Origin of the sequence: Terrimonas ferruginea DSM 30193 (assembly GCF_000425585.1) — a bacterium.
In the GTDB taxonomy this organism is placed as follows: domain Bacteria; phylum Bacteroidota; class Bacteroidia; order Chitinophagales; family Chitinophagaceae; genus Terrimonas; species Terrimonas ferruginea.
On record NZ_KE384402.1, the window covers coordinates 39184 to 52868 of the forward strand.

Here is a 13685-nt window from a genome sequence, read left to right on the forward strand (position 1 = left end):
GGGCAACTGAATTATTTTGAAATCAGCAAATAAATATTTAGGTTTACCTAAATTAAATTTTAGATATGTTGAATTTCTCGGTGAGTGAGGAAAACTACATTAAGGCGATCTTCCGCCTCCAGCATGGCGACAATACGGTAACGACGAACGAACTTTCCGCTGAATTACGCGCCAAACCGGCTTCCATCACCGACATGATGAAAAAACTCCGCACCAAGAAACTGGTGCATTATGAAGCCTACAAAGGTTTCCGGCTTACCGCCGAAGGAAGGAAGGCGGGGTTGATGATCATCCGCCGCCATCGCCTGTGGGAGTTTTTTCTTTCAGAAAAATTAAAATTCACCTGGGACGAAGTACACGAGCTCGCAGAAGAACTCGAACACGTGAGCAGTAAAAAACTGATCGACAAACTGGATGAGTTTCTCGGTTTTCCGCGGTACGATCCACATGGCGATCCCATTCCCGATGCCAATGGTAAAATTGAAGCAAGCAGGCAGGTGGCACTTACCGCTTTACCCCTCAATAAATCCGCAACGGTTTGTCATGTAAGTGATCAGTCTTCTTCCATGCTTGAACTGCTCGGTCATAAAAAGATCGCGATCGGTACGCGGGTGGAACTCAAAAAACAATTTGACTTCGACGGCTCCATGGACGTGCGCGTCGGCCGTCAGCAAACGGTCAATATCAGTAAACAACTGGCTCAAAATATTTATGTAAAGTACGATGGCTAAACAGCACCAGGACGTATCCCTGAGCGAGGTACATGAATCGGTAGACACTACTTCCACCAACAAGCCGGTATGGCGGAGGATATTTGCCTTCTTCGGACCGGCTTACCTTGTAAGCGTCGGCTATATGGACCCGGGCAACTGGGCCACGGACCTGGCCGGTGGCAGCCGTTTTGGTTACACCCTGATCTGGGTGTTGCTCATGAGCAACCTGATGGCGCTTTTATTGCAAAGCATGTCTGCAAGGCTTGGCATCGTGCGCCGCCGCGACCTGGCGCAGGCCAACAGGGAAACCTATCCGCGCCCCGTTAATTTTGCCTTATACATTCTTGCTGAAGTAGCTATCGCCGCAACAGACCTTGCCGAAGTATTGGGCATGGCCATCGGTATACAATTGCTTACCGGATTGCCGTTGATCTGGGGCGTTACGATTACCGTACTCGACACCTTCCTCATTCTTATTTTGCAACGCCTGGGCATGCGCAAAATGGAAGCTTTTATTGTAGGACTGGTTTGCGTGATCGGTCTTTCGTTTTTGGTGCAACTGGTGATGGCAAGACCCAACCTCGGAGAGGTCGCCACCGGATTTATCCCACGCATTCCGGATTATGCCGCTTTGTATATCGCCATCGGCATTATCGGTGCCACCGTAATGCCCCACAATCTTTACCTGCACTCGGCGCTTGTGCAAACAAGAAAAATCAAACGCACGCGTGAAGGAATCAAAAAAGCCTTGCGACTGAATTTTGCCGACACGGCCATTGCACTCAATCTCGCATTTTTCGTAAATGCCGGCATACTTATACTGGCCGCTGCGGTATTCTACAAGACAGGACAGACCGATGTGGGTGATATCCGTAACGCCTATAAACTACTGCCCGCGGGATTGGGAAGTGAATTTGCCGCAAGTCTTTTTGCCATAGCACTCATTGCGGCCGGCCAGAGTTCTACGGTTACCGGCACGCTTGCGGGACAAATCGTGATGGAAGGTTACCTGCACTTACGGATCAATCCGATGATGCGCCGTTTACTGACAAGGATGATCGCTATCGTTCCGGCCGTGCTGGTGATACTGATCAGTGGAGAAGAAGAAGTGGAAGACCTGCTCATTTTCAGCCAGGTGATACTCAGTATGCAGTTAGGGTTTGCGATCATACCGCTTATTCATTTCGTGAGTGATAAAAAGACAATGGGCGAGTTTGCCATCAAGCGCATTACGCAGATAGCGGCCTGGCTGATCACCGTAATATTGGTGGTATTGAATCTGGCCATGGTGGGTGAAAGCGCACTCTCCTACTTCCGCGAGCCGGGTCAGTGGGGAATTAAAATTGCCATTATTGTTGCCACGCTACTTTTCACCGGATTATTGGCCATTGCCATTATTTATCCCCTGAAGAAAAAGCGGCAGCTGCGGACCGATGCACAATTGCACCGCGAAGCAAAACCGCTGGAGATCGAAGCTATTGATCCCTATCCCATCATTGCCGTAGCGCTTGACTTCAGCAATCATGATCAATTGCTTATTTCACATGCATTGGGACAAGGCCATCCATCCACAAAATATGTATTGATACATGTGGTGGAAAGTGTACCGGCACGTTTGTATGAACACCAGAGCGATGACAGCGAAACACAAAAAGACCGGGAGCATATTAATTTTTATGCTTTGCAATTGCAGGAGAAAGGTTATGCTGCCGATGCGCTGATCGGATTTGGGGAGCGGGCGAAAGAGATCGTGCGATTGGTGAATGAAAGTGGCGCCTCCATGCTGGTAATCGGTGCACATGGCCACAGCGGCATCAAGGATTTGTTGTATGGAGAAACGATCAACACCGTGCGGCATGGACTGCACATACCGGTACTTGTGATCCGGACCCGTGATCAATCATAAATCACGTTTTGTTTTAAGCAGGTGTTTGAACCGGCTGAATGTTTCCGGTTTGATGTTGAGGTAAGAAGCCAGAAACTTCTGCGGCACCCGTTGCATCAGTTCGGGATTTCTTGACACAAAGTTCAGGAACCGTTCGCGGGGTGTCATTTTTACCATCTGCATTTGCCAGCGGTCTTTGATGATCATCGAATAGGTAATGACCATGCGGCCCAGGCGTTCCATGGCGGAGGAAGAGGAATAAACTTTTTCCAGGTCGTCGTAGGTGATGGATACAAGCGTTGAGGGTTCGATGGTCTCGATCACATATTCGGAGGGTGTGCGGCTGTGAAAAGACTCCTGGCTGAGAATGAGATGTCCTTCCATCGAGATCTGCGTATTGATCTCTTCGCTGTCTTTGCGGTAGTATTTCCTTACCAGCCCTTTGGTAATAAAGTTGAAATAATTCTCCACCTCGTTTTCGCGGGTGACGATCTCTTTTTTGCGGAACTGCCTGATTTTAATCACCGGCATCAGGATCCTGTACAATTCCTCATCGGTCAGGGGAGTAAACCGTCGGAGGAAACTTACAAATGGTTGTACATTCTCCATAAAGCAGATAAGGAATATATAAGATACAACTAATATTTTGATAACTGGAAATGTTTGAGGAAAAATAACTTCCGGGTTATTAAGCGGTCATTTGGCTCTTAAAAAACGTTACTTTTGCAAACTCTTGAATTTAAACTCCTAAATCAAAGCTTATGTCGCAAAAGATCAAAGTAGCCAACCCGGTGGTTGAATTGGACGGGGATGAAATGACCCGGATCATCTGGAAATTCATCAAGGACAAGCTGATCCTTCCTTATATAGACGTTGATATCAAATACTTCGACCTGGGTGTTGAGCATCGTGACGCGACCAACGACCAGGTAACGATTGATGCGGCTAACGCGATCAAAGAGCATGGCGTAGGCATCAAGTGTGCGACCATCACACCTGATGAAGCACGCGTAACAGAATTTAACCTGAAGCAAATGTGGAAGAGCCCCAACGGCACTATCCGCAACATTCTTGACGGCACCGTATTCCGCGAGCCGATCGTCATCCGCAATATTCCCCGCCTGGTGACCAACTGGGATGCTCCGATCATCGTAGGCCGTCACGCATTCGGCGACCAGTACCGCGCTACAGACACGGTTATCAAAGGCAAAGGCAAACTGACCATGACTTTCACTCCGGAAGATGGCGGCGAACCCCAGGTTTTTGAAGTATACAATTTTAAAGGTGATGGCGTGGCTATGACCATGTACAACACCGAAGAAAGCATCAGAGGTTTTGCACGCAGTTGTTTCAACATGGCGCTCAGCAAAAAATGGCCGCTGTACCTCTCTACAAAAAATACCATCCTGAAAAAATACGATGGCCGCTTTAAAGATATTTTTGAAGAAATCTATCAGCAGGAATTCAAAGCACAGTTCGACGCAGCAGGTATCACCTACGAGCACCGCCTGATCGACGACATGGTTGCCAGCGCACTGAAGTGGAACGGCAACTTTGTATGGGCTTGTAAAAACTACGACGGCGACGTACAAAGCGATACCGTTGCCCAGGGCTTCGGTTCACTGGGTCTGATGACTTCCGTACTGATCACGCCTGACGGCAAAACGATGGAAGCAGAAGCGGCCCACGGTACCGTTACGCGCCACTACCGCGATCACCAGAAAGGCAAGCCCACCAGCACCAACCCTATCGCGTCTATCTTCGCATGGACACGTGGTCTGGCCTTCCGCGGCAAACTGGACAACAACCAGCCGCTGATCGATTTTGCCAATGCACTCGAAGCGGTTTGTATCGAAACAGTAGAAGAAGGCAAAATGACCAAAGACCTCGCGGTTTGTATCCACGGCAACAAAGTAAGCCACGGCGAACACTACCTGTACACGGAAGAGTTCCTGGATGCGATCGACAGCAACCTGAAAAAGAAAATGAGCCTCTAAAAAAATCCCCGCTTCGGCGGGGATTTTTTTAATGTGGAAATGTGACCGAGGCCCTGGGCCTGCGGGTATGTGAAAATGTGAAAATGAAGAACGCTTCGCTTGGAAAACATTTTTACATGGGCCCCGCCCCGGGGCACATTTACACATTTTCACATTCCAAAAAAAACTATCTTCCGTAGTAAACTGCGCGCCATGAACCTCATCGCACTCGCCATAGCTCCCGGACTGGCTATCTGCCTGTTCATCTTTCACCGCGATGCTTATAACCGTGAGCCAAAACTCAACCTGCTGTTGACGTTTGTGCTCGGTGCGCTGAGTATTCTTCCGGCGGTTTTTATTGAAACGGCGCTGAGCATAAACGATAATACCATCTCCGCGGTGGCCGTCCAGGCATTCTTCGTGGTAGCTCTGACAGAAGAGCTTTGCAAATTTTCAGTGTTGCGTTTTTACAGTTACCCCAAAAAGAGTTTCGACGAACCGCTCGACGGTATTGTATATGGTGTAATGGCGAGTATGGGCTTTGCCACGGTAGAAAATATTCTTTACGTCAACAAATACGCTTCGATGGGAATGGGTTACCAGGTGGCATTTATGCGGATGCTGCTCGCGGTGCCCGCGCATGCCACTTTTGGTATTGTGATGGGATACTTTGCCGGCAAAGCGAAATTCGGCAACAAAGGCTCTGCCGGATTACTGGTTACCGGCATACTCGCTGCAACAGTTTTACACGGCCTTTATGATTTCTTTCTTTTCCTGCAGGGCAATCCTTACGTGAAAGATTATCTATCCGACGTATTGCTGTTTGCCGGCGCTGTATTGTCGTTCTTCCTGGCGGTGCGGCTGAGCAGGCGTTTTATCCGCCAGCACCGCATTCTCTCGCAAAAAACCTTTGCCCCTACCGAACAAATGCATATCCGCAAAGCTTATCCCGCAGACATCCGGCTGATACATGGCCTTGCGCATAAAATATGGCCGGCCACCTACTCCTCCATTCTCAGCATCGAGCAGAGCAATTACATGATGGAAAAAATGTACAGCGAGGAATCCTTAAAGCGCGACATGGACGAAGGGAAAGAATACATTCTTATCTACGACGGTGTGGAGGTAGTGGGCTTTGCTTCTTATGGATGGACGGCTCCCGGCGTCACCAAACTTCACCGGATCTATTTTTTACCACAGGTGCAGGGAAAAGGATTTGGCAAACAAACTATCGAACGCATCAGCGCTGCCGTTGTAAAAAGCGGTGGTCACAGTCTGCAACTGAATGTAAACCGTCACAACCCCGCGAAAGGATTTTATGAAAAAATAGGTTTCACTATTCTCCACGAAGAAGACATCGACATAGGAAACGGCTTCTTTATGAATGATTATGTGATGGAGAAGAGACTAATTTGATCCCGAAGTTTCGGGATTTGATGATTTGAGCATTTGACGGTTTGATCCGAAGTTTCCGGATTGAGGATTTACAGGCCGGGCACTCGAAGCTGGTAGCTGAGGCGCTCGAAGCTGGTAGCTGAGGCGCTCGAAGCTGGTAGCTGAGGCTCTCGAAGCTAGCGGCTCTGTATGTCCAGTTTGCCCGCGATCTCTGCGCTCATGCCTTCTGCAGATATGCCGTAACCCGTAACGAGCACACCTTTATGCCCTCTGTTTCCTTCGATGGCATACACTACCGCTTCATCGGCGGGATCGCTGTTGCCCTCGAAGCGATGCACTTCCGTTACTTCAAATTCTTCTGCTTTGTATTTTTCTCCTTCGCATATCAGGCAATTTTCCGAAGCGTTGAAATCGAGTGTATAGCCCCGCTGGCGAAGGCCGTTTGTGGCAGCAGATACCGTGTCGTAGACTGGATGCATGGCAATTTTTTATCCTTAAAGATAAAAAATCCAATTTGATGATTTGAAAATTTGATGATTAGGCAATAGGTGATGGTGAGTAAGGCTCCAGGTAATAAGTTAAATTAACGATTCACGATTGATCGACGCCCTGAAAAGTGGTTCGTGAAGACACGAACCACGGGGTGGAGTATATCTGAACCTATTCCTTACATACTTAACCTTTATACCTTACGCCTTACGCCTTACGCCTTACGCCTTTTACCTTTTACCTTCCCTAAAGCAGTTGATGCGTCTGCTTGATTACGCCCATCACAAATACACTCTGCACCTGCCCCATGTTCTCCACCTGGCTGAGTTTGTCTACATGAAAATGATAATAGTCGTCCATATCCGCGGCCATCACTTTGAGCATGAAGTCGAACTGCCCTGAGATGTTGTAACACTCGATCACTTCATCAAGTTCGTTGATGGCTTTGATGAAACGGCTGCCCGCATTTTTGTTGTGCTGCTTGAGTGACACGTAGCAGATCACCATCAGCCGTTTACCTAATTGAGCCGGATCCAGCAGGGCGGCATATTGCCGGATAATACCGGAGCTCTCCAGCCGTCTTATCCGCTCGTGTACGGGCGTGGGACTAAGATGCACGGCTTCGGCAATTTCCTTGACCGTCATACGTGCATTTTGCTGCAACAAACGAAGAATAGCACGGTCTTTTTCATCCAGTTCACCAGCCGCAGCGGGTCTTTCTGCTTTTTGAGGAGGTTTGGGCATCGTTTTATAGTTATTTCCACTACTAATTTACACCAAACCGGTGTTTAATACTAAAATAAAGCATAAACAATTATATTTTATCCTGGTTAAGTAACTTTGCGCCGGCGTTGCCGGAAGCCCGGACGCTTTTCGTTTTACTACTTAAAAAACAAAATATGTCTACCGTAACAAAAACAGCGATTGATTTTTCGCTGAAGTACAAAGTGGCTGATATCAGCCTGGCCGAATGGGGCCGCAAAGAGATCCGTCTGGCTGAAGCCGAAATGCCCGGTCTGATGAGCCTCCGTGCCGAATACGGCCCTTCTCAACCCCTGAAAGGTGCGCGCGTAGCAGGTTGTCTGCACATGACCATCCAGACTGCCGTGCTGATCGAAACACTTGTAGCCCTCGGTGCTGAAGTAAAATGGAGTTCCTGCAACATCTTCTCTACACAGGATCATGCTGCGGCTGCTATCGCCGCTGCAGGTATCGGTGTGTTTGCCTGGAAAGGTCAGACACAAGCCGAAGCCGACTGGTGTATCGAACAGACATTGTTCTTCGGCGGCGCTGACCGTCCCCTGAACATGATCCTCGACGACGGTGGCGACCTGACCAACATGGTGCTGGATGTCTACCCCGAACTGATCCAACACGTGCAAGGTATCTCCGAAGAAACAACTACCGGTGTTCACCGTTTGTACGAGCGCGTGGCCAAAGGCACCCTGCCAATGCCCGCCATCAACGTAAACGACTCCGTTACCAAATCTAAATTCGACAACAAATACGGTTGTAAAGAATCACTGGTTGACTCTATCCGCCGCGCTACCGACGTAATGCTGGCCGGTAAAGTAGCTGTAGTAGGTGGTTATGGCGACGTAGGTAAAGGTTCTGCCGCTTCCCTGTCTGGTGCAGGTTGCCGCGTGATCGTTACCGAAATCGATCCTATCTGCGCCCTGCAGGCTGCAATGGACGGTTACGAAGTGAAGAAAATGATCGACGCCGTTAAAGAAGCCGACATCGTTGTTACCGCTTCAGGTTGCCGCGACCTCATCACGGGCGAACACTTCAAAGCAATGAAGGATAAAGCGATCGTTTGTAACATCGGTCACTTCGATATCGAAATCGATATTGCCTGGCTGAACGACAACTACGGCAATACAAAAGACACCATCAAACCACAGGTTGACCTGTACAACATCGATGGTAAAGACATCATCGTACTGGCTGAAGGCCGCCTGGTGAACCTTGGTTGCGCTACCGGTCACCCTTCATTCGTAATGAGTAACTCATTCACCAACCAGACACTCGCTCAGATCGAACTGTGGACCAACCACAAGAGCTATGAGAACAAAGTGTATGTACTGCCTAAACACCTCGACGAGAAAGTAGCACGTCTGCACCTCGCTAAGATCGGTGTGGTATTGGATGAACTCACTACTGCCCAGTCTGACTACCTTGGCATCGCCAAAGAAGGTCCTTACAAGCCTGAGCACTACCGTTATTAATCTGACGACAGCATTATAAGACTGCAGAAAAGCCCCGCCGTAAAGCGGGGCTTTCTTTTGTTCAGTGAGTTTACTCAGCTAAGCGGAAAATGATAACTGATCGTAGTGACCAGTTGCCGGTCTCCCTGGTGAGAGATGTAGCCGCCGGATGGTCCTGCTACGGTTTGAATGTAGCAGATCCTCGACGCCAGCGCACAACCATTGTAATTGTTGCGCTCCTCTACCTGGAAACAAACTTCGTTGGGGTACAGATCGGCACGGATGTGAATATCACCGTTGCGGGCGTTGGTAACGACCGCTGTAAGCAATTCCCTGATGACATGTCCGGTTCTCTTCTCGTCTACAAGAATCAGTGGTTCTTCGGGCATTTCATTAATAAGATTGTTCAGGGCACCTTGGCTGTTGACCAGGAAACCGCTTACCAGGTGATCGATCATTCCCTTTAGCGACACCTTACAAAAAAACGGTCGCCGGGAATCGGGATAGTTAGTCATAGTTTGCGGATTTTTGGACTTGGTTTTCAAAGGATACATCGATTCTTCAAAACTGACCTTCCCTTCCGCAGACGGATGAAGCCAGTGGTCTTTCACAGGATGGGATCTTCTAAAAGGATATTGGTTTCTACGGAATTTTCAAAGGGTACCGGATTCACGCTTTTTCTTCGGATAAGGATCGTATGCTTTCAATGGATATTGTCTCACAAAGAAACATCAAATCACAGGCCACATCAATAGATCAGCGTGTCATTAGCGTGTGGTTACGCAACTACAACGTGTAATGATTTCCAGTAACATCCATAAGTGTTAACACCGGAACGCATTCAGAATTTAATGAATATCATCAGCTTGACAGAACGGTAAAATGACCACGTTTCACTATTTTAGCGGTAAGATGTTGCGAAAAAAATCCGCAAAATATTTTTTTTGTCTGCTAACCGTACTGTTTTGGTTCAGTGGAGTCTATGCGCAGTCGGGAAAAAAACCCAACAATACCAGTGTACAACTTCCGGCCAGCCAGGTGGCGGCGCTTCAATTCCTGGATAGCCTGGGACGTCTCGATACCAGCGGCCACTGGCCCAACGTTGACCCCGGTCTTTTCCTCGAAAACCTGCGCGTGTTTGCCACCACCCCGTTGCGTTTCTATGAAGGAAAGGTGACCAATTTCTGCGCCTATTCCGCCCTTACCTATATTCCCCTGAACTATGATCCGGAAGGCTTTTCACGTTTCATGGTAAAACTCTACCGTGATGGCAAGGCCACTATGGGAAAAGTGGATTTTCGCCCCGGCAAAGCCGTGCGTACCGAAGCCGGACTGATCCGTTATAAGGGTGCGCTGGACATCAGCCCTGCCGGGCAAATGTGGTTTCTCGTACTGGCCGATCATTTTAAAGGTTACCTCAACATTTTCAATCACCGCTTTCACAAGGGTGATGAAAATACACTTTGGGCTTCCACCAACTTTGCGAAGTTCAACCGCATGTTGAGAAGATTGTTTCCCTTCAAAGTACATGCACGTGGAGCGGACATCATACGCCCATCCATTTCCAAAAACAAAATTTACAGGTACCTCCGGGAGAAACTCGAAGAGGGGCCGGTATTCCTTTACCTGAACAACCGCCTGCTCTACAAAAAAGCACATGTGGTGGCGCGCTTCGGCATTCCCACACACTATGTATTGCTCATGGACATTTATGAGGCCGACAATGGTAAACTGAATATCGTGTATTGGGATTACGGCAGAAAAAGTCTGCAACAGGTAACGCCTGCATTTCTTAAAAAGATCATTTTCGGAATAACATGGTGTACCATCAAAAAAACAAAATAACCACGCCCGCACTTGCGCTGTGCCTGCTCACCGTGCTGGTAAGCTGCTCACCTACGCGCAAGTTTACCGCGAATTACTATCGCGACAACGACGTACTGTTGCAGGATATCCGTCATCAATATAAAAAGCTCTACGAAGAAAAACCCTTTGCCCTGGAATTCCGCGACAAGGATTTCAAGCAAATCGGATTCGAGATCATGACGGACAGCATCAAATACATTTACAGCTTCAATACAGATCAGTCCAATCTGTCTGACACCTTGAAACAATATGGTTTCAATGAAAAAGCATTCCATCAACTGATCAGCAGTATGCGCGTGGCGCAATGCACCTGGATCAGCAATGTCGACTACTATGAGCTGCGGCAGAAAAAACAATTTGTGTTTATGTCGATCCGGCACAGTGATTTGGAATCGCGCTTCAAAGCTGAAAAATATTTTACGCTGGTATTCTTCGACAGGCCGCAATTATTCGATGACCGCAGGCGACTGCTCGACCGCACCGATAAAAAGAATTTACGAAGCATCAACGGCGAAATTTTCTACCGCATCAACGACCGCGTATGTTATGCCTTTACCGGCCACTTCCGTTAACTAACTTTATTATGATCAAAAAACTCACTGTCGTTTCCCTGCTTTGCTGGATCTTATTGAGCGCCTGCAACAGCGGCACCAAAGCCGACCTTCTTGTTTACAATGCCGTTATTTATACCGTTGATTCCTCCTTCAGCCGGCAGGATGCCATGGTCATCCGCGACGGGCGGATAATAGCAACAGGCACAGCAGAGGAACTAAAAAAGAATTATAAGGCCGACAGCAGCATCGACCTGCAGGGAGGGTTTGTATATCCCGGCTTCATCGATGCACATGCGCATTTTGCGGGTTATGCACAGAGTCTCGGTACAGTCAATCTCGTTGGTACGTCTACCTGGGAAGAAGCGGTAGAACGTACACGTCAATTTGCTTCGCAAAGAAAGGGCAACGATTGGATCACCGGCCGCGGATGGGATCAGAACAACTGGCCCGGCCAGCAATTTCCCAGCAAAGAATTATTAGATCAATATTTTCCCGACCGGCCCGTATTGCTCAGCCGCATCGACGGACATGCTGCCATCGCCAACAGCAAAGCGCTTGAATTGGCCGGCGTTAAACCAGGTCAGACATTGACCGGCGGAGATGTAGTGGTAAAGAATGGCACACTTACAGGATTACTGATCGACAATGCCGTTGACCTTGTGTCGGCAAAAATTCCGGAAATCTCCCCTGTTTATTTCCGCGAACTGGTGCAGCAGGCAGAAAAGAATTGCCTGGCAGTTGGTCTTACCACGATCGACGACTGCGGCCTGTCCATTGCGCAAATGGAAGCGTTGAAAAAAATGCAGGACGACCAACACCTGCAGATGCGGTTGTATGTATTGCTGAGCGACAGTAAAGAAAATTATACCTATCTGCGCAGCCGCGGCATCATCAAAACAGACCGCATGCATGTGCGTGGCTTTAAACTGTATGGAGATGGTGCGTTGGGTTCGCGCGGCGCGTGCCTGCTGCATCCCTACAGCGATCAACCCGGACATGTTGGATTTTTATTGAGTAATCCCGCGCATTTTGATTCGGTGGCGGCACAGGCGCAGCTCGACGGATTTCAGTTGTGCACGCATGCGATCGGTGACTCCGGCAACCGCACGATCCTGAATATCTATGGACGTTATCTTGTCAACAAAAATGATCAGCGCTGGCGCATCGAGCATGCCCAGGTGGTGAACCAGCAGGATTTTTCTCTTTTTGGCAAATACAGCATCATTCCTTCCGTACAGCCTACGCATGCCACGAGCGATATGTATTGGGCCGGTGACCGTCTTGGTGCGGAACGATTGAAAGGCGCGTATGCTTATAAACAATTGCTGGAGGAAAATGGATGGATGCCATTGGGCACCGATTTTCCGGTAGAAGATATTTCGCCGTTTAAAACATTTTATGCGGCGGTGGTGCGCCAGGATGCCAAAGGCTGGCCTGAGGGCGGGTTTCAGCGGGAAAATGCGCTTACCCGCGAACAGGCGTTGCGCGGCATGACTATCTGGGCCGCAAAAGCCAATTTCGAAGAAAAAGAAAAAGGCAGCCTGGAAAAAGGCAAATGGGCAGATTTTGTAGTGCTGGATAAAGACCTGATGCAGGCACCGGAAAACGAATTGTTAAAAATTCAGGTCCGCCATACATTTCTGGGAGGTAAAAAGTTGTATAGCCGCTAAATACATGTTTCCACAAATGTGGGTAAACGCAATTTGCCCCTCCTTCCATGAAGGCAAAAAATGCGTATTTTTGCGGCTATGGCCTGGAACGAAAACAAGTCTGTCCGCATCGCCATCCTCGATCTTAACGACGGTCATGCCAACCAGGGTATGCGTTGTATCCGCCAGATCATCCGTCAATGGAGTGAAGAGAATGAGCTCAACCCGGAGGTTGTAGAATTTGATGTGCGTCAGAAAAATGAACTACCCGATACGTCTTTCGATATTTTTATTTCAAGTGGTGGTCCCGGCGACCCGCTTTCCAGCCGTTTCGACGACTGGGACATTGCCTGGAACCGCTGGTTGAGTGATATGGTCCGGTGGAATGAAAATCCTGCCAATGTGCAGAAGAAACGTGTGTTCTTAATCTGTCATTCCTTCCAGTTGGCCTGTCGCCATTTTGAAACGGCGATCGTTACGCGCCGCCGTTCCACCTCCTTTGGCGTATTCCCTGTGCACATGCTGCGCGAAGCATACGACGAACCTGTATTCGATGGTCTCCGCGATCCTTTTTATGCGGTTGACAGTCGCGATTACCAGGTGGTTCAACCCAATCATACTATTCTCCGCAATTTGGGTGCAGAGATTCTTTGCATAGAGAAGAACCGGCCACATGTACCTTACGAACGCGCTATCATGGCTATCCGTTTCAACGAGTATATGATCGGTACTCAATTTCACCCGGAAGCAGATGCGGAAGGCATGAGCCTGCATCTACAAAAAGAAGACCGCCGCCAGGTAGTGATCGAAAACCACGGCGAAGAAAAACTCAACAGCATGCTGGAACAGCTCAACGATCCCGATAAGATCCGCTGGACCTATGCGCATATTTTACCCAACTTTTTGAATGAAAGTGTTGGCCAGGAGGCCAATGTGTTAATTTGATGATTT

Annotated in this window: 13 protein-coding genes; 9 read left to right on the top strand and 4 right to left on the bottom strand. The window is 48.6% G+C overall.

All coding sequences use genetic code 11. From position 1 onward, the window contains the following. The first annotated feature begins 65 nt into the window (after positions 1 to 65). Both H608_RS0119280 and H608_RS0119285 read left to right on the top strand, forming a co-directional pair. Complete coding sequence (locus H608_RS0119280) at positions 66 to 731, top strand: metal-dependent transcriptional regulator (RefSeq protein ID WP_038009204.1); 666 nt, start codon at positions 66 to 68, stop codon at positions 729 to 731. Further along, entirely contained in the window at positions 724 to 2619 is a 1896-nt protein-coding gene (locus tag H608_RS0119285; RefSeq protein WP_028789120.1) for an Nramp family divalent metal transporter, read from the top strand. Before H608_RS0119280 ends, H608_RS0119285 begins: the two co-directional genes overlap by 8 nt. Here the strand turns inward: H608_RS0119285 and H608_RS0119290 are convergent. Then, on the bottom strand, positions 2614 to 3207 hold the full coding sequence (locus H608_RS0119290; RefSeq protein WP_038009206.1) for a Crp/Fnr family transcriptional regulator: 594 nt from the start codon (positions 3205 to 3207) through the stop codon (positions 2614 to 2616). The two genes, H608_RS0119285 and H608_RS0119290, sit on opposite strands and share 6 nt — an antisense overlap. 152 nt (positions 3208 to 3359) lie before the next feature. On the opposite strand from H608_RS0119290, the gene H608_RS0119295 reads away from it, so the two are divergent. Together H608_RS0119295 and H608_RS24480 are read left to right on the top strand one after the other, a co-directional pair. Beyond that, complete coding sequence (locus tag H608_RS0119295) at positions 3360 to 4595, top strand: isocitrate dehydrogenase (NADP(+)) (RefSeq protein WP_028789122.1); 1236 nt, start codon at positions 3360 to 3362, stop codon at positions 4593 to 4595. Positions 4596 to 4787: 192 nt separating this feature from the next. Continuing rightward, positions 4788 to 5990 carry a GNAT family N-acetyltransferase gene (locus H608_RS24480; protein ID WP_155990266.1) on the top strand — a complete coding sequence of 401 codons (1203 nt, stop codon included), beginning with the start codon at positions 4788 to 4790 and terminating at the stop codon, positions 5988 to 5990. A gap of 155 nt (positions 5991 to 6145) precedes the next feature. On the opposite strand, the gene H608_RS0119310 is transcribed toward H608_RS24480, so the two are convergent. Beyond that, positions 6146 to 6448: a hypothetical protein gene (locus H608_RS0119310; protein WP_028789123.1), complete on the bottom strand. Its 303-nt coding sequence runs from the start codon at positions 6446 to 6448 to the stop codon at positions 6146 to 6148. A 256-nt stretch (positions 6449 to 6704) separates the two neighbouring features. After that, entirely contained in the window at positions 6705 to 7202 is a 498-nt protein-coding gene (locus H608_RS0119315) for an Lrp/AsnC family transcriptional regulator (protein WP_051268510.1), read from the bottom strand. A gap of 155 nt (positions 7203 to 7357) precedes the next feature. On the opposite strand from H608_RS0119315, the gene ahcY reads away from it, so the two are divergent. Then, positions 7358 to 8686 carry an adenosylhomocysteinase gene (gene ahcY, locus H608_RS0119320; RefSeq protein ID WP_028789125.1) on the top strand — a complete coding sequence of 443 codons (1329 nt, stop codon included), beginning with the start codon at positions 7358 to 7360 and terminating at the stop codon, positions 8684 to 8686. A 74-nt stretch (positions 8687 to 8760) separates the two neighbouring features. On the opposite strand, the gene H608_RS0119325 is transcribed toward ahcY, so the two are convergent. Next, positions 8761 to 9180 carry a HAMP domain-containing histidine kinase gene (locus H608_RS0119325; RefSeq protein ID WP_155990267.1) on the bottom strand — a complete coding sequence of 140 codons (420 nt, stop codon included), beginning with the start codon at positions 9178 to 9180 and terminating at the stop codon, positions 8761 to 8763. 397 nt (positions 9181 to 9577) lie between these two features. On the opposite strand from H608_RS0119325, the gene H608_RS0119330 reads away from it, so the two are divergent. From H608_RS0119330 to H608_RS0119345, 4 genes are read left to right on the top strand one after another with little or no spacing between them, the layout of a single operon-like run. After that, complete coding sequence (locus H608_RS0119330) at positions 9578 to 10510, top strand: hypothetical protein (protein WP_028789127.1); 933 nt, start codon at positions 9578 to 9580, stop codon at positions 10508 to 10510. Continuing rightward, positions 10483 to 11103 carry a hypothetical protein gene (locus H608_RS0119335; RefSeq protein ID WP_028789128.1) on the top strand — a complete coding sequence of 207 codons (621 nt, stop codon included), beginning with the start codon at positions 10483 to 10485 and terminating at the stop codon, positions 11101 to 11103. Before H608_RS0119330 ends, H608_RS0119335 begins: the two co-directional genes overlap by 28 nt. Positions 11104 to 11114: 11 nt before the next feature. After that, complete coding sequence (locus H608_RS0119340; protein WP_028789129.1) at positions 11115 to 12755, top strand: amidohydrolase; 1641 nt, start codon at positions 11115 to 11117, stop codon at positions 12753 to 12755. 60 nt (positions 12756 to 12815) lie between these two features. Beyond that, a complete protein-coding gene (locus tag H608_RS0119345) occupies positions 12816 to 13679 on the top strand; it encodes a type 1 glutamine amidotransferase (protein ID WP_245565780.1) in 864 nt (287 codons plus the stop codon). Positions 13680 to 13685 lie beyond the last annotated feature (6 nt).

Coding starts and splice junctions, on each gene's coding strand:
- H608_RS0119340 (WP_028789129.1), top strand. CDS start 11,115: ATGATCAAAAAACTCACTGTCGTTTCCCTGCTTTGCTGGATCTTATTG.
- H608_RS0119315 (WP_051268510.1), bottom strand. CDS start 7,202: ATGCCCAAACCTCCTCAAAAAGCAGAAAGACCCGCTGCGGCTGGTGAA.
- H608_RS0119330 (WP_028789127.1), top strand. CDS start 9,578: ATGTTGCGAAAAAAATCCGCAAAATATTTTTTTTGTCTGCTAACCGTA.
- ahcY (WP_028789125.1), top strand. CDS start 7,358: ATGTCTACCGTAACAAAAACAGCGATTGATTTTTCGCTGAAGTACAAA.
- H608_RS0119345 (WP_245565780.1), top strand. CDS start 12,816: ATGCGTATTTTTGCGGCTATGGCCTGGAACGAAAACAAGTCTGTCCGC.
- H608_RS0119295 (WP_028789122.1), top strand. CDS start 3,360: ATGTCGCAAAAGATCAAAGTAGCCAACCCGGTGGTTGAATTGGACGGG.
- H608_RS0119335 (WP_028789128.1), top strand. CDS start 10,483: ATGGTGTACCATCAAAAAAACAAAATAACCACGCCCGCACTTGCGCTG.
- H608_RS24480 (WP_155990266.1), top strand. CDS start 4,788: ATGAACCTCATCGCACTCGCCATAGCTCCCGGACTGGCTATCTGCCTG.
- H608_RS0119325 (WP_155990267.1), bottom strand. CDS start 9,180: ATGACTAACTATCCCGATTCCCGGCGACCGTTTTTTTGTAAGGTGTCG.
- H608_RS0119285 (WP_028789120.1), top strand. CDS start 724: ATGGCTAAACAGCACCAGGACGTATCCCTGAGCGAGGTACATGAATCG.
- H608_RS0119310 (WP_028789123.1), bottom strand. CDS start 6,448: ATGCATCCAGTCTACGACACGGTATCTGCTGCCACAAACGGCCTTCGC.
- H608_RS0119280 (WP_038009204.1), top strand. CDS start 66: ATGTTGAATTTCTCGGTGAGTGAGGAAAACTACATTAAGGCGATCTTC.
- H608_RS0119290 (WP_038009206.1), bottom strand. CDS start 3,207: ATGGAGAATGTACAACCATTTGTAAGTTTCCTCCGACGGTTTACTCCC.